This is a genomic window from Allocoleopsis sp., from assembly GCF_036703385.1.
In the GTDB taxonomy this organism is placed as follows: Bacteria; Cyanobacteriota; Cyanobacteriia; order Cyanobacteriales; family Coleofasciculaceae; genus Allocoleopsis.
The window spans coordinates 1-23,765 of the sequence record NZ_DATNPA010000009.1; the positions used below are offsets into that span (position 1 = coordinate 1).

A 23,765-nucleotide genomic window follows, 5' to 3' on the forward strand; every position below is an offset into this window, starting at 1 on the left:
GAAACCACCCAAGAACGTCAGAATGGCTGTACCCGCACCTTGAGAGGTGCCAAACACATGAGCCGTTGTATCGGGATTCTGGGCATAAACACCCCAGTTTCCGGTGAAGAACGGAGCCAAGCCTGCTGGGTGTGGCTTAACGGACAGGAAGTTATCCCAACCCACATGCTGTCCACGCGCTTCGGGGATAGCAACGTGAATCAAGTGGCCAGCCCAAGCTAGAGAACTAACACCGAACAGACCTGCTAGGTGGTGGTTCAAACGAGACTCAGCACTCTTGAACCAGGATAAGCTCGGACGGAATTTGGGCTGTAAGTGCAGCCAACCTGCGAACAGAAAGACTGCCGCTAGTATCAAGAGGAATATTGCGCCTTGATATAGGTCACCGTTCGTCCGAATCCCTTGGGTATACCACCAGTAGTAGACACCGGAGTAAGAGATATCAACCGGATTAGCCGCACCTGCTTGGGTGAAGGCCTCTACAGCTGGTGCGCCGAATTGAGGGTCCCAAATTGCGTGAGCAATGGGACGGATATTGAGCGGATCTTTAATCCACTGTTCAAAGTTACCTTGCCAGGCGACGTGGAACAGGAGGCCAGAGGTCCACAAAAAAATGATTGCAATGTGACCGAAGTGAGAAGCAAAAATCTTTTGATAAAGATTTTCCTCCGTCATGCCATCATGGCTTTCAAAGTCGTGAGCCGTAGCAATCCCGTACCAGATACGACGTGTTGTCGGATCTTGAGCGAGGTCCTGGCTAAATTTAGGAAATTTTGTTGCCATCTGTCTTAGGAAATCCTCCTCGCTGACATATGAGGCTTATGCAATCTTGCTGCTCATTTTCTGTCTGAGCGACCCCCTGGAACACAAGTTCCAGGTCTGGAAAGGGTCTCGACAGGCGGGACACATAAAAGCGTGTCCCACTTTAAATTTGGTATCGATTGAAAGAGACGTTATCCAATTGCGCAGATTCGCGCTAGGAAGAACGCCCATGTAGTGACGATTCCTCCCAGGAGGTAATGAGCTACCCCCACAGCCCGTCCCTGAATGATGCTCAGAGCGCGAGGCTGAATTGATGGGGCAACTTTTAATTTATTATGCGCCCAAACAATGGATTCGATCAGTTCTTGCCAGTAGCCGCGACCACTGAACAGGAACATCAAGCTGAAAGCCCATACAAAGTGAGCGCCCAGGAACAGCAGACCGTAGGCGGAAAGAGCTGTACCGTAGGACGTGATCACCTGAGAGGCTTGAGCCCACAAGAAGTCACGTAACCAACCGTTAATCGTGAGAGCACTGGTTGCGAAGTTGCCGCCCGCGAGGTGAGACACTGTGCCATCCGGCGCTACCGCACCCCAAACATCCGATTGCATCTTCCAGCTGAAGTGGAAAATCACAACCGAGATGCAGTTGTACATCCAGAACAGACCTAGGAAGACATGGTCCCAACCAGAAACCTGGCAGGTACCACCACGACCGGGTCCGTCGCAGGGAAAGCGGAAGCCCAAGTTAGCCTTGTCTGGAATCAGACGGGAGCTACGAGCAAACAGTACACCTTTGAGCAGAATCAGCACGGTGACGTGGATAGTGAAGGCGTGGATGTGGTGAACCAGAAAGTCCGCCGTACCCAACGCAATAGGCATCATCGCCACTTTGCCACCAACCGCCACAATTCCGCCGCCAAAGGCATAACTAACGGGTTCTAGGGCATTAGGAGCCGTGTTTCCAGGAGCCAAGGCATGAATGTTTTGAACCCACTGGGCAAACACAGGTTGCAGCTGAATCGCTGTATCCGAGAACATATCTTGAGGACGACCAAAAGCCCGCATCGTGTCGTTGTGAACGTACAGACCGAAGCTGTGGAAGCCCAAGAAGATACACACCCAGTTCAGATGAGAGATAATCGCATCCCGGTGACGGATGACTCGATCCAGTAGGTTGTTTTGATTCACCACTGGGTCATAATCCCGCACCATGTAAATAGCGCCATGAGCGGCACCACCCACAATACAGAATGCGCCAATCCACATATGGTGGGTAAAGATGGAGAGCTGCGTGGCGTAGTCCGTTGCCAAGTAAGGATACGGTGGCATCGAGTACATATGATGCGCCACGATGATGGTCAGCGAACCCAGCATAGCCAGGTTAATGGCTAGTTGAGCGTGCCAAGAAGTGGTTAGGACTTCATAGAGACCTTTGTGACCTTCTCCAGTGAGTGGGCCTTTATGATTCTCTAGAATTTCCTTCATACTGTGACCAATGCCCCAGTTCGTCCGGTACATGTGGCCAGCAACGATGAATAGTACAGCGATCGCCAAGTGATGGTGTGCCGTATCTGACAACCACAAGCCACCTGTAACTGGATTCAACCCTCCCTTGAAGGTCAGGAAGTCGGCATACTCACCCCAGTTCAAGGTGAAGAATGGGGTTAAACCCTTGGCAAAGCTGGGATACAACTGTGCCATCTTGCTGGAATCCAAGATGAACTCGTGAGGCAGAGGAATATCCCCTGGAGCCACCCCAGCATCCAACAGCTTGTTAATTGGCAGAGAAACATGGATCTGGTGACCCGCCCAACCTAGAGAGCCGCAGCCAAGCAACCCAGCTAAGTGGTGGTTCATCATGGATTCAGCATTCTGGAACCATTCCAGCTTTGGAGCCCGCTTGTGGTAATGGAACCAACCTGCGAACAGCATCAGAGCTGCCATGACAAGAGCACCGATCGCTGTGACGTAAAGCTGGTAAGTGTTGGTAAATCCAGCTGCACGCCAAATCTGGAAGAATCCAGAAGTGATTTGAATGCCGTGGAAACCTCCACCGACATCCCCGTTTAAAATACCTTGACCCACAACGGGCCAAACGACTTGAGCACTTGGCTTGATGTGGAGCGGATCGCTCAACCAAGCTTCATAGTTGGAAAAACGAGCGCCATGAAAGTACATGCCGCTTAGCCATACAAAAATGACAGCCAAGTGACCGAAGTGAGCGCTAAAGATTTTCCGAGATACGTCTTCTAAGTCACTGGTATGACTATCGAAATCGTGAGCGTTAGCGTGGAGGTTCCAAATCCAAGTTGTAGTTTTTGGACCTCTGGCGAGGGTGCGGTCAAAGTGACCTGGCTTGCCCCACTTCTCGAAAGAAGTTGGTACCGGTTCGCTATCGACGACAACCCTTGCTTTCGCCTCTCGCTCAGGAGGGCTAATTGTCATGAGGAATCTCCTCTCTAGACAAGGAACGAAAAATACCCCCAGATGGGAGTGGGATGTTGACAGGTGAGGAAAGCACTTGGATGTTATGACGGCTTTCCTGGGAAACCAGATCTCCCTTGGAGTAGTTCCAGGGGAAGACCTTCTCTAGTTGATGATAGGACTGCCCTTGAAAGACTTCGGAAGCGCTTAACAATAATTCAAACTCTTAGCAAATCGAGAGCCACTTAGGCTTTTAATGCAAAATCACCTGGAAAAAAGTCAAGAGGAGTTGACCTAAATTTTACAAAACATAATATTTAGGAAAATTCGTCTCAGAATTAGAGACAGATGACAGCCGTATCGGGTCAGACACAGTTATTCATTGAGTTTCCACAATTTCATCTCCTGAAAAAACAGGAGTCAGTCTGCACACCATTGCAAAATTGAATAATATAAATCGAAATAATTTATATTTCCCCATACAGGTTAATCGAGAGGTTTGCACCTAGCTAAGGGATTAACTTGATTAAACCCAATTTCATCAGTAGATAAAACCTGATTCCGCTATAGTGCCTATGGATAGCTTCGGTTAAGATGGATTGCCGGTGGCAAGTGGCAAAAGGAGATTGCGTGGTGGGCAGGAATCGCGGGCGAGTAACTCTCATAAGACTAATTTCATTCTTAATAGCAGCGGTTTTGACTTGGGGGTTGGTGAGTTGTAGCGGCTCCCCTGGAGGTAGCTCTGGTTCAGGCATTGAGACACCAGAAGGTCTGAACAAAGAGTCTGCCAAACCTCAACTAGTAGGGCAACTTTCAGAAGTCGCACCGCCCCCAGCCATTCAAAAGCTGAGTCAGACCTTGGAAGCTTACCAACCTCAAGTTGTGATCATCAGCCCCCGAGCTGATCAAGTTCTCCTAGACACAACCGTATCGGTACAATTTCAGGTTCAGGATTTACCAATTTTCAAAGATCCAGATTTAGGACTAGGGCCTCATCTGCACGTCATCCTGGACAACCAGCCCTACCAAGCCGTGTATGACTTAGACAAACCTATAGTGTTTGAAGACTTAGCCCCTGGTACTCATACCCTGAGAGTTTTCGCCTCCCGCCCCTGGCATGAAAGCTTCAAAAACGAAGGAGCATATGCTCAGACGTCATTTCATGTCTTTACCAAGAGCACCGATAACAACCCCGACCCAGCCTTACCCTTGCTCAGCTACAGCCGTCCTACAGGTAGTTACGGAGCCGAGCCGATTATGCTCGACTTCTACCTGACTAACGCCCCCTTGCATTTAGTGGCTCAAGAAAATCCTAACGATGATATTGCCGATTGGCGCATTCGCGCCACGATCAACGGGGAAAGTTTCGTTCTTGATCGCTGGCAGTCGATTTATCTCAAAGGATTTAAACGGGGCAAAAACTGGGTGAAGTTAGAGTTTCTCGATGAACAGGGGAACCCGGTTAAAAATGTTTTTAACAACACAGTTCGTCTGATTAACTACGAGCCAAAAGGCAAAGACACCCTTTCTAAGCTGGTACGCGGCGAACTTTCTGCTGAGGCAGCCCGTGGTATTGTAGACCCCAATTACAAAACAACGCCAACGCTCACTCCCTCACCTGCTGTAACACCATCCCCGACTCCATCCCCAACCGTTACACCAGAACCCATTCCCTCCGTTGCCCCTTCTGTTGAAGAAGCGCCCACCCCTAAAGTAGAGACGCCATCAGAAGAACCAACCCCACCGGTTGAATCATCGCCGACTCCGGGCGAACCCCCAGCTCCTGTAGAGGAACCGATTCCTACAGCACCCGTATCTCCCCAAAAGCCTCGCTTTGGAGGTTTGTTGAATCGCTTCCGCCGCCCTGCTGCTCCTAGCCCCGCACCTGAACGCTCAGAACCAGAGACTCCCACTCCTGCACCTGCGATCGCGCCAGAGCAATCAGAGCAGACACCACAACTAGAGACTCCCACTCCTGCACCTGCGATCGCACCAGAGGAACCAGAGCAGACACCAGAACCAGAGGCATCCCCTACTCCCAGTGAAGCTCCCGCTGCTGTAGAGGAAGCAACTCCCACCGAAGAAGCAACTCCCAATGCACCTGTAACCCCCAAAAAGTCTAGGTTTGGAGGTCTCTTAAATCGCTTCCGTCGTCCTGCGGCTACTTCCAATGCGCCCTCTACTTTGCCAGAGGTTTTGGACACTCCCTCCACTGAACCGACGGTTATACCGGAAAAACCCGAACGATCAGCAGAAACCACACCGCAACCAGAAGACTCAGCCATTCCCAGCAAAGATCCATCTGCTAAACAGGGCGTGACACCCACCACTGAACCCGTCAAGCCAGAAGCGGAAGCCAACCCAATTATTGAACCGGTACCTGTTAGACCGATACAGCCGGAAAAATCAGCAGCAGATAGCTTGCCACCAACTCTACCGGAGATTGTAGGAACACCTGTTCCAGAACCTGCTGAGTCAGAGTCATCACCAGCTGCGCCCGAAGAAGGAGAGGCTCCAACAGAGGTTCCTGCAACCTAGCCTTCAATACATTTCCATCCAAAATTCTTTGTCATCAGCTGCTAATACTAAGGCAGCTGATGTTCCTTTAGGGGAAGAAACCCATGCTGAGATTCGATAAGGTAAAGAAATGTAAAGTTATTGCACAATTGGAGGAAAAAATTATATGGTACACCGCGTCCGAGCGCCAGAACTACCCCAGGATGGAATCTGGCTCAATACAGACCATCCCTTATCTCTTAAAGACTTAAAAGGACGAGTGGTTATTCTGGACTTTTGGACTTACTGCTGCATTAATTGCCTCCACGTCCTGCCAGACCTAAAGTATTTGGAAACTAAATATCAGGACAGTCTTACCGTTATCGGCATCCATTCCGCTAAATTTGACAATGAGAAAGAGGCGGAGAACATCCGTCAAGCCGTGCTTCGTTACGACATAGAGCATCCAGTTCTCATTGATAACAACTTCCATATTTGGCAGCAGTATGCAGTTCGAGCGTGGCCAACCTTGATGATGATTGACCCAGAGGGGTACGTGATTGGCTCTGTCTCCGGTGAAGGCCATCGAAATGCTGTGGATCAGCTCGTCAATCAGCTGATCCGCGAACATCAGGGGAAAGGAACCATCAACTTTCAGGAATTGAACCTTATCCTAGAAAAGCAGCGAAAGCCGCTAGCAACCCCCCTCGCTTTTCCTGGAAAAGTGCTGGCAGATGAAGAGAGTGAGTGCTTATTCATCGCTGACTCTGGTCATCACCGTATTGTGATCAGTACCCTAACGGGCGAGGTCACACATATCATTGGTACAGGGAAGGCAGGGCTAACCGATGGCTCATTTTCGGAGGCTCAATTCTGTGCACCTCAGGGAATGGCCTGGGATGCCTCGAATCAGCTCCTCTACGTGGCGGATACTGAAAACCATTGCTTGCGTGTTATTGATTTACAACGGCAGCAGGTGACAACAATGGCGGGTACGGGAAAGCAAAGTCACCAAATTCAGCCTCACAGTGGTCTAGCTTTAGAAACGGCTTTGAATTCCCCTTGGGCCTTGGAAAAAATAGGTTTGAGCGGAGCGAATCCATTTGCAAAGCATAAAGAGATAGGTGTAAAAAACTATCGCCTGATGATTGCGATGGCTGGTTCCCACCAAATTTGGGAGATGGAGCTAGAAACGGGCATGATTAAAACCTACACGGGCACGGGTAGAGAAGCTTGTCTTGATGGGTCACTCGATGAGGCCGCGTTTGCCCAGCCTAGCGGACTCGCCACTGATGGTCGAGAACTATACGTCGCTGACAGTGAAGTCAGCTCCATTCGGAGTGTAGGCTTAATTGACAACCTACCCGTGCGAACTGTCTGCGGAAGTGGCGACCTCTTCGGTTTTGGCGATGTGGATGGTGAAGGTGCTGATGTTCGACTTCAACACTGCTTGGGCGTCGAATATACTCAAAATTACCTTTGGGTCGCTGATACCTACAACCACAAAATCAAGCGTGTTGACCCCCGAACAGGCAACTGCCAGACGATGTTGGGAGATGGAACGGCAGGTCATGAGGATGGTCAAGGTATGAAGGCTCGGTTCTCGGAACCTTCTGGTTTAAGTGCGATCGCAGCTCACCTCTATATTGCAGATACCAATAACCATGCTATTCGTTGCGTTGCTCTGGATACCCTTGAGGTAAAAACCTTAGAGTTTTCCGGTTTGTGCGCACCAGACGTTTGTCTGCCCACCACAACTCTCTCCTAACCTCATCAAGACCTTGTCTATTCATCCGGGACAGCTAGTATTCGTAGTATCCGTTCAGCATCAGTCAAGTCGCCCACAATACGCCGCACAGGTTGAGGCCAGACTCTGAGCAGTGTTGGTGTGGCAGAAATTTGATTGGCCTCTGCCTGATCGGGGTGTTTGAAAACATCGATCACTTTCAGGGTGTAGGGAAGACGAAGAGAATGCTCTAACAACTGGTGCAAGCTCATGAGTGTATACTCTGTTGCGGCACTGTGTCCGGATACAAACAATCGCAATACGTAGCCCTGAGCATGTTTTAAATGGGAGTTTAGTGCCATATCGGGATACTCATTGTGCGCGATCGCACCGCTATCCCTAACACTAACAAAGCTAGCAGTAGTGGAACTTTCTTCTGGTAGTAACTCCTGAAAGGCGCTAGGTTCCTGCCCTATGCTGTTTGAGTGGAGTGCATCCCGCTCCGATAACACAGGCAATTCTGATGCCGTCGTTTCGCTGAAAGAAGAGGTACGCTCTTGATTCGCAGAGCTTTCGCCCTGAAGGCTTTCTGAAGGCACTTCCTTACGCTGTAGCTTAGGGTAGCTTTCTCTATAAGAATATGAAAATTGCTCTGGGCGCTCAAAGCGGACAATCAAGTCATGGTCTTCCCAAAGCTGGGGGAACCGATGGCGATACGTTTCCAAAACGAGCGGATCGCATAATCCTTCCTGCCACGGAGCTGTTTCCCAGGCTAGGTTACCGAGGCCAAAGACCGCATTGAGTAGGGTTTGATGATGCCGTACTAGGGGATAAATTTCCGCTGAAGTTCGTATTTGTCGTGTTTGGGGGTCGAGCCAGCGATCCATTGTTGCCGTGTATCCCGGCACCAAAAAATGCGGCGGCTCCGGCAATCCTAAAATTTCTTGCAGTGCCACACAAAGATGCAGATGCCAGTGACCTTGCTTCTTAGGATCGAGGCAATAAATTAAATCTGCCCCAGGCGTAAACAGGGCAATGCCTTTAAACAGCTGGGGAAAGAGTGGTTGATCAAATTTCAAGGACTAGAGCCAGGGACTGGAGGATACGGTTGGCGAATTAGGAGCTACACCCCCGGAATCTGGGGGAGCGTAGGGAGCGATCGCGCTCCGAGAGAGCGAGCAACAATCTCAAATCGGAGCCGTCACGCTGTCATCCCCACTTGAATCAAACCTTACAAGCGGAGTATTCCTGGGAGATTGGCTAAATGCGACCGCGTAGCATCATTGCCATTTCGTTCTGAGTCGGCGACATTTCCAGCGCCGTTTCCTCTGTGATGCGCCCTTCTTGGTAGAGGTTAAATAGGGATTTGTTCATGGTAACCATGCCGTCAAATTCACCCTCATCCATGAGTTCTGAAATTTCATCGTATTTACCCTTGCGGATATAGTCCTTAATCGCCTCTGTGTTGATCAGGATGTCGTGGAAAGCGGCTCGCTTGCCATCTGTGGTACGGCACAATCCCTGAGCAATAATAGCCACGAGAGATTCTGCGATCGCCACCCGCATCGCCGGTTGCTCCTCAGCCGGATAGAGCGTCAGAATCCGTTCCAGGGTTTTAACTGCACTGTTTGTGTGCAGAGTCCCCATAACCAAGTGACCCGTCTGAGCGGCTTTAAGAGCGGTATTCACCGTCTCTCTATCCCGCATTTCCCCCACCAGAATCACATCAGGGTCTTCCCGCAAAGATGCCTTTAAAGCATTATCAAACTTCAGGGTATGCATCCCCACTTCCCGTTGCCTAATCAATGCTTTGCGGCTTTGATGGACAAATTCAATCGGGTCTTCAATGGTGATGATGTGTTTGGGCATCTCTTTATTCATGTAGTCCACCATCGCCGCCAGTGTGGTGGACTTACCGGAACCTGTAGGGCCTGTCACTAAAATTAGACCCTTATGGTAATGACAGACATCTTTAAACACGGTTGGCAACCGCAATTGCTCAATCGTCAAAATCGTGAGCGGAATGAGTCGTAGCACCATGCCAGGACCGCGCAGCGTGTCGAAGATATTAATCCGCACCCGTGCAAACTCATACTGAGTCGCGCCATCAAATTCCAGGTGGTCTTGAAAGCGTCGGATTTCATCATCCGTTAGGACTTCCCGCAGCCAACTCATAAATGTGGCTTGATCGGTCTCTGGGTGCTCAGTTAGCTCCATTTCGCCACGATTGCGGAAACGGGGCACCTCACCAACACCCATGTGAACGTCAGAGAATCCCTTGTCATAGGCATAACGGACGAGTTGCGCTAGCGTCGGATTTCCGGGTGCAGGACCAACACTGCGTGCTGGCATCCGAGCCTTAACGTTTGATGGAATGTTTGATGGCGGTACAGGAGCACGAGGCGGTGCCTGGGCTTCGGGGGGAGCTGAGCGAGGAGGGGGAGCAGCAGAACTCAGTGTTTGTGTCGCCATCTGGTTTTTCGTTCCTGGAGAAGCTGCCCTAGCCGCCATATTACTGGTTGGTGGCGGTGCGGGTGGAATACCGGGAGGGGGGGGCGGTGAAATGGGCCGACGCTGTGAGTCTGTCATATTTCAATGGTGAGTTAGCTAAGTATCGATGAGTCTACGAACTATATCTTTACAGTCTTCCCAAAGTTTAGGGTTCGTTATCATTATCATTCCTTCACAACAATAGTGGCATTTCTTTTAGAGCTGCCCTAACGATAGGCTGAACTTTCGGCTTTTATGGGAACGCTAGAGCTTTAATGAAGGAATTGGGCTGATTTGGCGCAATTGACTCTCTCAATTTAGCTTTCTTCAGTGAAAGCTTCTGAGCATCTCCAAAGATGGATACAAGTCCCCGACTTGAGTCGTGAAGAGACAGAAAAATTTTCTTGGTTTCAAGCCCCCGAAGTTATCTCCCCTAATGGAGAGTGAGGAGAGTCAATCCTCGCATCGAATGACAATAACAAATTGCCCCTGTTTTGTACTTAACAGTGCTTGGGCAGAATTATGAGAATTACTCCGGAATTTTATAAGAAGTGTAAAGCTAAATCCACCAGGTTGAATGTTCCTACAAGTGCTGGATGCTTTTGCTTTGGAGATGAGGAGAGCTAAAACCTGTAAACCCAGATAAATCAATAGTTCTATCTTGAGATAGATTGTCTAACCGACTTTCCACTACAAAGGTGTGATTTTTGTAACGATTCTTTTCATGAGTCTGAACCATAAATGTTTCAGCTTGAGTGTAAATTTTTTTGAATATAAGCTCATCATAATCGAGAGTTTCCCTATACTGATTTTCAACAATCTAAATCCACAAGGATTAATAAAGAGCTTTTGCTGTAAATTATTTTTTTTAAATCACAACCGGAGGAAGAATCATGCAATTAACGAATCGTGAGAGCTTAGCAAAGAGTTATTCTTTGGCAATGCTCAAAAGCTTTTTGATTTGGACGTTTACATTAGGAGTTTGCTTAATCGTTGTCGGTTTCCCGTTGATCGTGTTGATGGTCACGGTTGGCGCTTTTCTAGCGATCGCGTTGCAATCAGTGCTGCCAGTTAGTGCTGTACTACTTGTGGCAGGAAGCTTAATTGGAGTGAATGTTTTGGCTGTTGTATTCGGTGCAACGCTACTCACTTTTAAAGGCATTCATCCTGAGGAAGTGCATTGGTTGAACTGGCTACATGGTGGGCCTGATCCTTTACAAAAATCCGTTTATGCGGCTTGCCCACTTACTTGTGATGTGGTGAAGTAGGTCTCGGATTGGCTGACGGGCAACTGTTGGTTAAACTTGAATCGAATTTATTAAGTTTTGAATACAACAGTTTTGCTACCCGGTCAAAACCGGGTTTTTTCATGTTTAACTTCTGCTGGGTGAACGCTATAGGATTATAAGAAGTGAAAAGAGCCCAACGAGGCTGTCGTGAGAATATAGCTCAGTGCGATAGCTTGAACTTGCGGCGAAGGCTGAAGCTGTATCGCTCATGATGGCTCTGCACAATGCGCGATCGCTCTCTATAATGACTTTTTATTTAATAATTCTTCATGACGCCATCTCCAATACCAATTTGCATTACCCTGGGAACCCGCCCTGAGGCAATTAAACTTGCACCGGTTATTCAACAGTTCCGGCACTGTGCGGCCTTTGATACTCATGTCATTTTGACGGGTCAGCATCGGGAGATGGTCGATCAGGTCATGCAGTTATTTGAGTTAAGTGCTGACCGGGATTTAGAAATCATGCAGACCAAGCAAACCCTGACGGATATTACCTGTCGGAGTTTGCGGGGATTGGAAACTCTGTTTGAGGAAATTCAGCCTCAGTTAGTCATCGTTCAGGGGGATACCACTACTGCGTTTGCTGCTACCTTGGCAGCGTTTTATCAAAAAATTCCGGTTGGGCATGTGGAAGCTGGATTGCGTACCGATGATTTGTTTAATCCTTATCCGGAAGAAGCCAACCGACGTTTGATTTCTCAATTAGCTCGGCTAAACTTCGCCCCTACACCCCTTGCCGTAGAAAATCTGCAACGCTCCGGGATTGTTGGAGCGGTTCACCACACAGGCAACACAGTGATTGATGCGTTGCTAACGGTGGCGCAGCGCCAACCCCCCTGTGCAATTAAGGGTTTGAAGTGGGGTAAGTACCGCACACTCTTAACAACGGTTCACAGACGGGAAAACTGGGGAGAACCGTTGCAAGATATTGCTCAAGGGTTTCTGCAACTTTTAGATAAGTTTCCTGATACTGCCTTGCTGCTGCCCCTGCATCGCAATCCTACAGTAAGGGAACCTTTACAAGCCCTCTTGGGCGAGCATCCTAGGGTATTTTTAACGGAACCCTTAGATTATGCAGAACTGGTCGGTGCGATCGCACGTTGTTACCTCCTACTTACGGATTCTGGGGGATTACAGGAGGAAGCACCAAGTTTGGGTAAGCCAGTACTAGTGTTAAGAGAAACAACGGAACGACCAGAAGCGATCGCAGCAGGAACCGCTAAGCTGGTGGGAACAAATCCTGATCGCATTGTGGCGGAAGCCAGTCAGTTATTGAGTGATGCCGATGCTTATGAAGCAATGGCGACGGCAATTAATCCCTTTGGGGATGGTCATGCAGCGGAACGGATTTTGGGAATTGTTAAGGATTATTTTGGTTTATGAGTGGGGCAGCAGCCAGCAGTGTCACTAAGAAGTTAAAACTGAATGGTTGTTGCACCTGGTGCCGACTCAGCCAATGGGGATTTTTTCTATCTCCGGAGCCTTCCGTCAATCCAAGACTATCGCCTCGATTGAGATTACCAGCGAACACGGCTTGTGCGCGCATGAGGGGTGTCAACCCTCAAAAAAGACAAAGGATTGGCATAATACCAATCCCAATCACAAAATTGATAAAAAGTCAAGCTCTACTGCTCACCAATTTTCGGTGCTACCAGAGACAAGAACGGCTGCTCTGCCTTCGCCACCGCCGGTTGCCCCAAACTTGGCACCGATGCACGAAGCCGCTCTGTCAACTGATGCGTGGTGGCATCGTAAATCTGAGTCAGCATCTTGGGATAAAACCCAAAGCCGATAATCGGCACCAACAAACAGGCGATGATAAACACCTCTCGCGGTTCAGCATCTTGCAAGACTTCGTGTTCAATCAATTCCTTGTTTTCTGGGCCATAGAAAATCTCCCGGAGATTGGACAGCAGGTAGATAGGCGTGAGAATCACCCCAACCGCTGCCAGGAACACGACAATCACCTTAAAGGTTGAGCTGTAGGCATCACTGGTTGCCAAACCAATAAATACCATCAACTCTGCCACAAATCCGCTCATTCCTGGTAACGCCAAAGAGGCGAGGGAACAAGTCGTCCACATGGCGAAAATCTTCTTCATTTTCTGCCCCACACCCCCCATTTCATCCAACATCAGGGTGTGAGTTCGGTCATAAGTAGCACCGACTAAGAAGAACAGACTCGCTCCAATCAAACCATGAGACACCATTTGCAGCACAGCGCCGCTCATGCCCAAGTCGGTAAACGAGCCAAGCCCGATTAACACAAATCCCATGTGGGAAATGGAAGAGTAGGCAATTTTCCGCTTCAGGTTGCGCTGAGCAAAGGATGTCATCGCTGCGTAAACAATGTTCACCACCCCTAAAATCACCAATACCGGTGCAAAGTAAGCGTGGGCATCGGGAAGCATCCCCGCATTCATACGAAACAGGGCATATCCCCCCATCTTCAGCAGGATTCCTGCCAGCAACATATGAACCGGTGCCGTTGCCTCACCGTGAGCATCCGGTAACCAGGTGTGCAGGGGGAAGATGGGTAACTTAACCCCGTAGGCAATCAAGAAGCCAGCATAGACCCAGAGTTGGAAGTTTAGCGCATAGTCTTTGGCAGCGATCGCACTCATATCAAACGTTACGGTATCCCCGTAAAACGCCATCGCCAACGCCGCCACCAAAATAAACAGCGAACCGCCTGCCGTGTACAAAATAAACTTCGTCGCCGCATAGAGGCGCTTTTTGCCGCCCCAAATCGACAACAGCAGGTAAACCGGAATCAACTCCAGTTCCCATACCAAGAAGAAAAACAGCATATCCTGAACCGCAAACACGGCAATTTGTCCGCCGTACATCGCCAGCATCAGGAAGTAAAACAGCTTGGGTTTGAGTGTGACTGGCCAAGCGGCTAGAATTGCCAAGGTTGTCATAAAGCCGGTCAGCAACACCAGAGGCATTGCCAACCCATCAACGCCCACCGACCAATTCAAGTCCAGATCGGGCACCCACGAGTACTTTTCCACCAATTGCAGTCCGGGCTGGGAAAAGTCATACTCCGTGGCAAAGGCATAAACAATCAAGGAAAAATCAATTAGCCCGATGATTAGGGCATACCATTTCTCCCAAATCCCATTTTTTTCGGGGAGAAAGGGTATGAACAGCGAAGCTACGATGGGAAAAAGAATAATAGTTGTAAGCCAAGGAAAATCTGTCAGGTTCATTGGAAAAGTTGCATGTTGGAGGATTGAATGTTGAAGGTTGTTACAAGTTGAAGGTTGGACAGTGGTTACAAGTTGAAGGTTGGACAAGTGGTTACAAGTTCAAGGTTCAAACGTCTTCTAACCTACACTATCCTTTTGCTTCTGCTCCATCGTGCGGACATGTCCACAGCGAACAACCTGTTAACCTCTAACCTGCAAACCTTTCATAACCTTCAACCCGATCACTTTCAACCTTCAACCTTTTAGGTAATCCCAGAGACAATGACTAAACCCAGGACTGCCGCAAAGACAATCAGAGCATAGAATTGAGCGCGACCTGTCTCAAAGTATTTCAGACCTTCACCACTCAATAGTGTAGCTAAGCCAGTCAAGTTGACAGCACCATCAACAATGCGGTAGTCAACTTCCATAATCTGCCGTGCGACTCGACGCAACCCGATGACGAAGATTTTGTGATATATATCGTCAAAGTACCATTTGTTGAGAGATAGCTGATACAGTGGTTTGATTTTTTCAGCGATCGCTGAGCTGTCAATCTTACGTCTTAAGTACATGAGCGAAGCTATCGTAATCCCAATTAGGGCAATCCCTACGGAACTCCCGCCCATAATTAGAAATTCTGTCCAGTCAAACGCCTCTGCCTCTGCCGCCACTTGGGCAACAGCCTCCCCTGCCGGGTGGATAAACTCCTCAAAGTAGTTGTTAAACGGTGTCCCCACCAAACCAATCAGCGTTGAGGGTATCGCCAGTAACAACAAGGGCAAGGTCATGGTTAGCGGAGACTCATGGGGAAACTCACTGTGTCCATGATCATGATCGTGGTCGTGATTGGTCTCTGCTTTGAGTTCTTTCGTATCCATTGCACCAGGCCCAAAAGCGGGTGCCACCTCACCCAGCGCTGCCGCTTTGAGCTGCTTGCGAATGTGCATTAAATTTCCGCGGAAGTCTCCCTCAAAGGTGGAGAAATACATCCGGAACATATAAAACGCGGTTATCCCGGCAGTCAGCCAACCAACCACCCACAGAATGGGATTTGCCTGGAAAGCATTTCCCAGAATTTCATCCTTTGACCAGAAACCGGCAAAAGGAGGAATACCACAAATTGCCAAGGTACCGATGAAAAAGGTCAGAGCCGTAAGCGGCATATACTTGCGCAAGCCCCCCATCAGTCGCATATCCTGAGCCAAAACTGGGTCATGACCCACGACAGCTTCCATGCCATGAATCACTGAACCCGAACCCAGGAACAGCATCGCTTTGAAATAAGCATGGGTCATCAGGTGGAATAACCCAGCGGTATAGGAGCCAATACCCATCGCCATGACCATATAACCCAATTGGGAAATGGTGGAATAGGCTAAACCTTTCTTAATGTCGTTTTGAGTAATTGCGATCGAAGCGCCTAAAAATGCTGTAAATGCTCCTGTCCAGGCAATCACGTTCATGACGGATGGGATACCATCAAACACCGGGTACATCCGGGCAATCAAGAATACCCCAGCCGCCACCATCGTGGCGGCATGAATCAGCGCAGAAATGGGCGTCGGACCTTCCATCGCGTCCGGTAGCCAGACATGCAGGGGAAACTGAGCCGATTTCGCTACCGGCCCTAAAAACACCAAAATAGCAAACAGTGCGGCTAGAGCAGAACTCAGGTAACCGGATTCCACAAAGGTTTTTAGGTGGGCACCCATCACGTCAAACTCAAAGCTGCCCGTTGCCCAGTACAGACCTAAAATGCCCAACAGCAGACCAAAGTCACCCACACGGTTGGTTACAAAGGCTTTTTGCGCCGCATCTGCGGCTGGCTTACGGTCATACCAAAAGCCAACTAGCAGGTAAGAGCACATACCCACCAATTCCCAGAAAATATAAACCTGTACCAAGTTAGGGCTGACCACCAGACCTAACATGGAGGAGCTAAACACACTCAAATAGGCGTAGAAGCGAACATACCCCGGATCATGAGCCATGTAGCCATCGGTGTAAATCATCACCAGAAACGCTACAGTTGTCACAATCACCAGCATTAGTGCCGTCAAGTGATCGATGGTGTAGCCCATCGTGAGGTGAAAATTGCCAGCCGCCGCCCACTCCAGAGTTCGGGTAAAAGGTTCATGGCCGTGAAATTGACTCCACAGCAAAGCAAAGGAGAGAACCATCGATGCTCCCAGTAGGGAGACAACGAACACGGCGTTCAATTGCCGCAGACGGTTAGTTGCTTTGTTTAGTGTGATTAGCCCTAAGCCTACCAGCATTGCCCCAACTAAGGGCAAAACTGGTATCAGCCAGGCATATTGATAAAGCGGTTCCATGGCTAATGCCTTCTTCAGATTTCGTTACTATTCTGGCAAAACGTTAACACTGTGACATATACCTACTCGAAAAAAAAGTTTGCTCAAAAACAATAACTAAATCAGGAATAGTAAAAGTACTTACAAAATAAAAAGCCCATCGGTTGATTGCTTCTACCGATGGTTACATAAGTAAAGAAACTAATGATCAGGTTTTCAGCCAGCAGGCATGACCGTACTTAAGCCTACATCCTGATGCGGCCAAGCTGAGGGCTTATCCAAAAATCACTCTGTCATTTTGAGAAATTCAGTAGTTGGGTGGGTTTTGCCCGCCCTATGGAAAATGGCTTAGCTGTTTTTTTATCGGCTGTGCCTGATTCATCCCAACGCGACGAGAGTCGGCACTGCGATCGCACATCCCAAGGCATTGACTAAGCTGATTTGGGTAGTGAAGTGACGACCATGAGTGTTTTGAGCGACATTCGCACATCCTCCCGTCCATTGAAGTGGTCAAGCCGTTGAATCACTTGACCTCCCTCGAATAAGAGCAATGTCGGCAGGGACTTGATTCGATACGTCGTTGCCAGCTTCAGATTATCATCGGCATTTATCCTTACTAATTTGACTTGCCCATTCCATTCCGACTGAAATTCCCGAAGCAGGGGCTGGATGACTCGACACAGCCCACACCAGGGTGCCGAAAAATCCACCAGAACGGGGAGCGAAGATTCTAAAACGTCTTGTCTAAAAGTCCGCTCGTTAAGAGACAACACCATTTTTCCTCGGAAATATATGAGTTTTTACAATGATTGGGATCATGCTACATCCAAATGGGAGTATTTGAACACTGAAAGTCAATAAAAATCCTGGTATTACGTGTATTACGGGTTGACAAGGCAGTGTATTACGTGTATTACCAATTAACATTCCCTGTCGCTGCGATTAAAAGGGGATGTGCCCACCACAGCAACAGAATGAACACGGTAACGCCCAGGTAAGCCGGACGGACAAACTCTTCCCATTTGAGGCTCTGGCGTCCCTGGAGAATCGCCCAGAAAGGGATGACGGAGGTGCGAGCTTTCGCAACTTCAAAAGCCTCACCATATCGTCTCTGCATCCGCTTATCGCCATGCCAGACGGCGAAAAGATGATGCAGGACTAATCCAACTGAGGTGAGGAGGGTGAAGCTAGTACCAACCCAAAGGGTATGAGCAATGCACCAAATAACCTGTCCCACCATTTGAGGGTGTCGGGTGATCCGAATGATGCCTGTCTCGAACAGGTGTACTTGGGGCTTTTGAATTGCAGCAATTTCTAGTAAGTTGAACGTAGCTGGATAGAGAAAAAGAAAAGAAATGGCAGAGAGAACCCAAACCAGCGACTGGATGCCGGGAACACCCTGAACCTGCCAAAGCTGCAAGCCGTCATATCGGTGATTAAAAAAATAAATTATTAATACAACAGCGAGGGGGAGGCTCACTAGGGCAAACAGGATACGGTAAAGTCTTGGACCCATGCGTTGTTCTCCCCAAGGTCGGAGTGCGGCTAAACCACTGTGAGCGATCGCAAACCCCAAGAGCAGCCCAATCATCACAAAATGGCTGGAACTTAGCCAACTAGAAAACCCCATAAACAACTAATGTAGATTCTGTGAACATTCCATCGTAACAAGTATTGGCATAAGTACTTGCGACCTCGGTATGTTACTGTCGATTTCAGCAGAGACTGACAACATTTATTCTTAGGCCGTTCACTCCTTGAGTCAAATTTCATCCTTAAACGGATTGTTATTTGCCTCAGTTGCTCCTTTCACTCTTGACCAACTCCGCATTCTCAAAGCAATCGCTACTGAGGGGAGTTTTAAACGTGCGGCTGATAGCTTGTACGTTTCACAACCCGCTGTAAGCTTGCAGGTTCAGAACTTAGAGCGGCAGCTAGATGTTCCCTTATTTGACCGGGGTGGACGCCGCGCCCAACTAACGGAAGCAGGATACCTACTCCTGAGTTACGGGGAAAAAATTCTCTCGCTTTGTCAAGAAACCTGCCGTGCGATCGAGGATTTACAAAATCTCCAGGGTGGCACGTTGATCGTCGGCGCTTCTCAAACCACTGGCACCTATCTCCTGCCTCGGATGATTGGCATGTTTAGGCAGCGCTATCCCGATGTGGCTGTGCAATTGCAGGTTCACTCCACTCGCCGTACCGCTTGGAGTGTTGCCAATGGACAGGTGGATTTAGCCATCATTGGCGGGGAAGTGCCGGGTGAGTTACAAGAAACCCTAGAAATTATTCCCTACGCAGAAGACGAGCTGGCACTGATTTTGCCAGCTTTTCATCCTCTATCCAAAGTCGGCACGATCCAAAGAGAGGATTTGTATAAGTTGCAGTTCATTGCCTTAGATTCTCAATCCACCATCCGCAAGGTGATTGACCAAGTCCTCACGCGTTGCGCCATTGACCCCAGACGCCTCAAGGTTGAGATGGAACTCAACTCCATTGAGGCGATTAAAAATGCCGTGCAATCTGGACTAGGAGCGGCCTTTGTCTCTATTTCTGCGATCGAGAAAGAGTTACAGATGGGCATTCTGCACCGCGCACTCATCGATGACGTAGTCGTCAAGAGAGGTCTATCTGTCATTGTCAACCCCCACCGCTACCGTTCTAAGGCAGCCGAAGCCTTTAGTAAGGAGATTTTACCTGAATTTGCCACTCCAGGATGGAAATTGAAAGCCGAACCAGCGGCAATGGTCGCAGCAAAAATCCAGGCTAGTTCTGCTCATGCGGTAGGAGATTAACCTGAGTTTTTTGGAGCTGAGGCATTGAGCGTCTAGGAATGTGCTTCGAGGCTAAAGTGAGAAAAGAAAGAAAAACTTGAGTGGCTTAATTTGTTAGTGTCTTTCGGTGCCTTCGATGCTCTATTCCTGACGCTTTATGGAAATTTACTGCACCCGTCCTAGCTGTCCCCGCCCCCAAAATCACTTTCCAGATCTTGATAACAAGGCCACTCTCAAGACGGCACAGCAGAAATTCTGTACAGCCTGCGGGATGCCACTGATTTTAGTCGGTCGCTATCTCCCGTCGAAGTTACTGGGACAGGGAGGCTTTGGAGCCGCGTTTCTAGCTCGCGATCGCTATACGCCAGCTATGCGTCAGTGTGTGGTCAAGCAGTTTCAGCCCTCTGGTGATTTGAACCCGCAGCAGCTGCAAATCGCGCAAGATTTATTTGAGCGGGAGGCAGAAGTTTTAGAGCAACTGGGTAGCCGTCATCCCCAAATCCCCGATCTGTTTGCCTTCTTCCCCTTGAGTGTGCCTAAAACACAAGGGGGTAAGGAAGACCAATTCTTTTATCTCGTACAAGAATTCATTGATGGACAAAATTTGGAAGAAGAATTAAACCGCAAAGGACAGTTCTCGGAAGCCGAGGCTCTAGAGGTACTGCGGGAAATTCTCAACGTACTGAAATTTGTTCATGAAAATGGCTCAATTCACCGAGATATAAAGCCCTCCAACATCATGCGCGACACGAATGGGCGCTTTTATCTTTTAGATTTTGGTGCAGTTAAGCAGGTGACGACAGCAGCAGGAGCAGGCGGGGGGAGGTCAACCGGCATTTATTCCCAAGGATTTGCACCGCCTGAGCAGATGGCGGGTGCTCAAGTCTATCCCTCAACTGATTTGTATGCCCTAGCTGTAACGGTGATTACATTGCTAACTGGGAAAGAGGCCGGAGAACTGTATGATTCCTATAGCAACGGGTGGAACTGGAAACTTTATGCCCAAGTGAGCAATACCGTGGCAGATGTTTTAGACCGAATGCTGTTGGCAACTCCTAATCAACGCTTTCAGTCTGCTCAAGAGGTAATTGACGCTCTCACGCCACGACCCGCTTCACCACCGCCACCACCTCCTATTAATCCCTTTCCGCCGCCTTCACCGCCGCCTGTTCAGGCGTCCACTGCGTCCACCACAATGCCGCCATTGACTCAACCCCAAAGTAGCCAACCTGTAACAACGACTCCTATCAATCCTCAACCCCTATCTGGACGACCTACTTTTTCAGTGTTGGAAATTATCGGTGGGGCAGCTTTTACGGGATGTGAAGCGGGATTGTTATTTACTGCCCTGCGTATCGTGCTGGGGATTTCAAGCATTAGCATAGGACTATTAATCTTCATTGTTGGAGGGCTGATTTTTGCGCAAAATCGTCGCATTCTCGAAGGAAAAGACTTGCCGATCATCGGCGTACTCACCCTAGGGGGTGTGTTATTCCTCACTGTATGGAAGCATATTCCTATCCCTTATGTCATTGTGAGCGCACTTTTCACCGGAGCCGGAGCGATCGCCATCACGGCTCTTTTTCAGCTAATTTATCGATTACTGCGTCGGTTGCTCTAAGCGCCTCCAATCCAGCCGCCAGACTTATCAGTGCATGTCCCAAAAAAACGAAACGGTTGTTCTTGTGCTTTCTTTAGTCGTCACTCTGGCTTTAGTGGCGATAGGAGCATGGTGGTTTACAAAAGCTAGGGGTACGAATCCGCCACATGTGTCGGGAAATCCGAGTAGTCCGAGCGAAACCCCACCAACTCAATCAAATCAGGTTTTTCAAGAGCGCATTAGTGCAGGAGAGAAACTCTTAATTCCTACCAATCCCACACCCGAAAAACAAGCGGCGATTAAGGCGATCGCATCGGGTAATTATACCGAAGCTGTCACGCAACTCGAAGCGTCTCTAAAAAGCGATCGCAACGACCCCGAAGCCCTGATTTATCTCAACAACGTTCGGATTGGCAACCAACAATCTTATACTATTGCGGCTTCTGTTCCTATTACTTCTGATGTTAATGCAGCTCAAGAAATACTGCGCGGTGTCGCTCAAGCTCAAAATGAAATCAATCAAGCGGGTGGAATCAAAGGCACTCCCCTAAAAGTGCTAGTTGCCAATGATGAGAATAATCCAGATATAGCCAAGCAAGTAGCAGCTGCTTTGGTGAAAAACTCTGAAGTCTTGGGAGTTATTGGACATTATGCTAGTGATGTGACTTTAGCCACTGTAGAAACTTACCAATCAGGAAAACTCGTTGCCATTTCTCCGATTAGCACTTCGGTGAAACTATCGGGTCAAAGCCATTATGTTTTTCGTACTGTTCCCAGTGATTATGTAGCGGCAAGAGCCTTAGCCGAGTATATGCTGCAAAAACTCAAGAAGCAAAAAGTCGTTGTTTTTTTTAACTCTCAAAGTGGCTATAGCCAGTCCCTTAAATCGGAGTTTGTGACCGCTGTTTCCTTAGGAGGGGGACAGATATTCAGTGAGGTTGACTTATCCGATCCGAATTTTGATGCCGTTCCCAGCATCGATCAGGCTATTCAGGCAGGCGCACAAGTGCTGATGTTAGCCGTGGATACAGGTAGCCTCGATAAGGCGATGCTAGTGGTTCAGGTTAATGGCAAACGGCTCCGTGTTTTAGCCGGAGATGATGTTTACACACCCAAGACCTTGCAATTAGGGGGGCTGGCGGCTGAAAACATGGTGCTGGCAATTCCCTGGCATATTCGGGGAAACCCTCAGGCTGAGTTTCCCAAAGCCGCTACTCAACTTTGGGGAGCAGACGTGAACTGGCGTACAGCAATGGCTTATGATGCTGCTAAGGCACTGATTGCCGGAATTCGGCGGAATCCGACGCGGACGGGTGTGCAACAAGCGCTTTTATCACCCAATTTTTCTGCCACAGGTGCGGGTGGAGATATTAAGTTTCTGGCATCAGGCGATCGCAATCAAACAATCCAATTGGTAACCATTAAGCCTGGTAAAGGTACCCGTTTCGGCTACGAGTTTGTGCCAGTCCCCAAATAACTAATTGTCAGGGTAAAAATTTGGATCAAGAGAAGAGAATACTCGAAATATCGCTTTTAACTTTTGACTATTAACTTCTTCATCACCGAGGTTTGATGACTAAACGACGATTTAGTGCTTTATGTCTCAAAAAAACGAAACGACTGTTCTAGTATTAGCCCTCTTAATTACAGCTGCCTTATTAGGTGGTGGCTTTTGGTGGTTTACCCGGAAACCAGGTTTTGACATGGGACGTAATGGGCAAAATCAATCCGAGCGCTCGCAACTTGCCAAAAAGGTTGAAACTTTTGCACAAGTTCAGAATGTACCAACGGGACTGTTTAGCTATGGGGGTAGCACGGTTTGGGTAACAGTCCGTAAAGAAGTAGACCCAGCCATTCAAACCGTCTGGCCACAGTTCCAATTGCGCTACACAGCCCCCAATAGTGGGGCACCCAGTTCTGAAACAGGTATCCAGATGTTGTTAAATAATCAACTGGATTTTGCTCAGTCCTCGGTTCCCCTGACTGATGAAAATTATCAAAAGGCACAACAACGGGGTTTTAAACTCAGAGAGATTCCGGTAGCGTTGGATGCAATCGCGGTTGTTGTCAACCCCAGCTTAAATATTCCAGGTTTGACCGTAGACCAATTCAACGACATCTATGCAGGGAAGATTACGAACTGGAATCAAGTGGGAGGGCCAAATTTAAAAATTAAGCCCTACGGTAAACCTGATCGCGACTCTAACCCCGCCGTTGAACTAGTTCCCACGACGACTGAGGCTCTACGCAAAGTGGAGACCGAGTCAGGGGGAATTTACTATAGTTCAGCACCTTTGTTAGTTTCTCAGTGTAAAGTCAAGCCGTTACCCGTGGGTCGGTCGGTCAAGGAACTTGTACCTCCTTACAAAGAGCCTTTTGTTCCTCTCTCCCAGTGTCCACAAAAACGCAATGAAGTGAACACAGAGGCGATTTTGAGTGGTCAATATCCCCTGACTCGGAGATTATTAGTACTTGTCAAACAGAACGGTCAAATTGAGGAGCAAGCAGGAGAATCTTATGCCAATTTGTTGCTGACAACTCAGGGCAAAGACTTACTCACCAAAGCTGGATTTATTCCTATTCGCTGAGGATGCGATCGCATCGGCTAATGAGGCAAAATAGTAATTTTACAGCCGTTATCAGTTATGTATCCCAAACGGTAGGGGCACGACATGTCGTGCCCTTACAAGG

General features: G+C 48.6%; 15 protein-coding genes and 1 pseudogene. 8 read left to right on the forward strand and 8 right to left on the reverse strand.

Going from position 1 to position 23,765, the window contains the following annotated elements:
* Together psaB and psaA are read right to left on the reverse strand one after the other, a co-directional pair.
* Positions 1–783 (reverse strand): annotated as a pseudogene (psaB, locus tag V6C93_RS00265) (photosystem I chlorophyll a apoprotein A2); the annotation flags it as partial.
* Between the two features lie 170 nt (positions 784–953).
* Positions 954–3,209, reverse strand: coding sequence for a photosystem I core protein PsaA (gene psaA, locus V6C93_RS00270; protein WP_333474632.1), 2,256 nt, complete (start codon positions 3,207–3,209; stop codon positions 954–956).
* A gap of 612 nt (positions 3,210–3,821) precedes the next feature.
* Between psaA and V6C93_RS00275 the strand changes: the two genes are divergently transcribed.
* Positions 3,822–5,726: a hypothetical protein gene (locus V6C93_RS00275; protein ID WP_333474633.1), complete on the forward strand. Its 1,905-nt coding sequence runs from the start codon at positions 3,822–3,824 to the stop codon at positions 5,724–5,726.
* A gap of 145 nt (positions 5,727–5,871) precedes the next feature.
* Entirely contained in the window at positions 5,872–7,452 is a 1,581-nt protein-coding gene (locus V6C93_RS00280; RefSeq protein ID WP_333474634.1) for a thioredoxin-like domain-containing protein, read from the forward strand.
* 17 nt (positions 7,453–7,469) lie between these two features.
* Here the strand turns inward: V6C93_RS00280 and V6C93_RS00285 are convergent, their stop codons facing one another.
* Positions 7,470–8,489: a circadian clock KaiB family protein gene (locus V6C93_RS00285; RefSeq protein WP_333474635.1), complete on the reverse strand. Its 1,020-nt coding sequence runs from the start codon at positions 8,487–8,489 to the stop codon at positions 7,470–7,472.
* A 181-nt stretch (positions 8,490–8,670) separates the two neighbouring features.
* Positions 8,671–9,999, reverse strand: coding sequence for a type IV pilus twitching motility protein PilT (locus V6C93_RS00290; protein ID WP_333474636.1), 1,329 nt, complete (start codon positions 9,997–9,999; stop codon positions 8,671–8,673).
* Between the two features lie 794 nt (positions 10,000–10,793).
* Here V6C93_RS00290 and V6C93_RS00295 point away from each other — a divergent pair.
* Both V6C93_RS00295 and wecB read left to right on the forward strand, forming a co-directional pair.
* Positions 10,794–11,168, forward strand: a complete 375-nt coding sequence (locus V6C93_RS00295; protein WP_333474637.1) for a hypothetical protein — start codon at positions 10,794–10,796, stop codon at positions 11,166–11,168.
* Between the two features lie 290 nt (positions 11,169–11,458).
* The gene (gene wecB / locus V6C93_RS00300; protein WP_333474638.1) at positions 11,459–12,574 is read left to right on the forward strand and encodes a non-hydrolyzing UDP-N-acetylglucosamine 2-epimerase; all 1,116 of its coding nucleotides are present in this window, start codon (positions 11,459–11,461) and stop codon (positions 12,572–12,574) included.
* 242 nt (positions 12,575–12,816) lie between these two features.
* Here wecB and ndhD1 read toward each other — a convergent pair whose 3' ends face one another.
* The 4 genes from ndhD1 to V6C93_RS00320 all read right to left on the reverse strand — a co-directional run bounded on the left by ndhD1 (position 12,817) and on the right by V6C93_RS00320 (position 18,330).
* Entirely contained in the window at positions 12,817–14,400 is a 1,584-nt protein-coding gene (ndhD1, locus tag V6C93_RS00305) for a photosynthetic/respiratory NAD(P)H-quinone oxidoreductase subunit D1 (RefSeq protein WP_333474646.1), read from the reverse strand.
* A 248-nt stretch (positions 14,401–14,648) separates the two neighbouring features.
* The gene (locus tag V6C93_RS00310; protein WP_333474639.1) at positions 14,649–16,721 is read right to left on the reverse strand and encodes an NAD(P)H-quinone oxidoreductase subunit 5; all 2,073 of its coding nucleotides are present in this window, start codon (positions 16,719–16,721) and stop codon (positions 14,649–14,651) included.
* A gap of 410 nt (positions 16,722–17,131) precedes the next feature.
* Positions 17,132–17,476 carry a thioredoxin family protein gene (locus V6C93_RS00315; protein WP_333474640.1) on the reverse strand — a complete coding sequence of 115 codons (345 nt, stop codon included), beginning with the start codon at positions 17,474–17,476 and terminating at the stop codon, positions 17,132–17,134.
* A 137-nt stretch (positions 17,477–17,613) separates the two neighbouring features.
* Positions 17,614–18,330, reverse strand: a complete 717-nt coding sequence (locus V6C93_RS00320; protein WP_349262574.1) for an NnrU family protein — start codon at positions 18,328–18,330, stop codon at positions 17,614–17,616.
* 127 nt (positions 18,331–18,457) lie between these two features.
* On the opposite strand from V6C93_RS00320, the gene V6C93_RS00325 reads away from it, so the two are divergent.
* From V6C93_RS00325 to V6C93_RS00340, 4 genes are all read left to right on the forward strand, one after another.
* Positions 18,458–19,495 carry a LysR family transcriptional regulator gene (locus tag V6C93_RS00325; RefSeq protein ID WP_333474642.1) on the forward strand — a complete coding sequence of 346 codons (1,038 nt, stop codon included), beginning with the start codon at positions 18,458–18,460 and terminating at the stop codon, positions 19,493–19,495.
* 136 nt (positions 19,496–19,631) lie between these two features.
* Positions 19,632–21,095, forward strand: coding sequence for a serine/threonine-protein kinase (locus V6C93_RS00330; protein ID WP_333474643.1), 1,464 nt, complete (start codon positions 19,632–19,634; stop codon positions 21,093–21,095).
* A gap of 34 nt (positions 21,096–21,129) precedes the next feature.
* A complete protein-coding gene (locus tag V6C93_RS00335; protein ID WP_333474644.1) occupies positions 21,130–22,551 on the forward strand; it encodes an ABC transporter substrate-binding protein in 1,422 nt (473 codons plus the stop codon).
* 121 nt (positions 22,552–22,672) lie between these two features.
* Complete coding sequence (locus V6C93_RS00340) at positions 22,673–23,662, forward strand: PstS family phosphate ABC transporter substrate-binding protein (RefSeq protein ID WP_333474645.1); 990 nt, start codon at positions 22,673–22,675, stop codon at positions 23,660–23,662.
* Positions 23,663–23,765 lie beyond the last annotated feature (103 nt).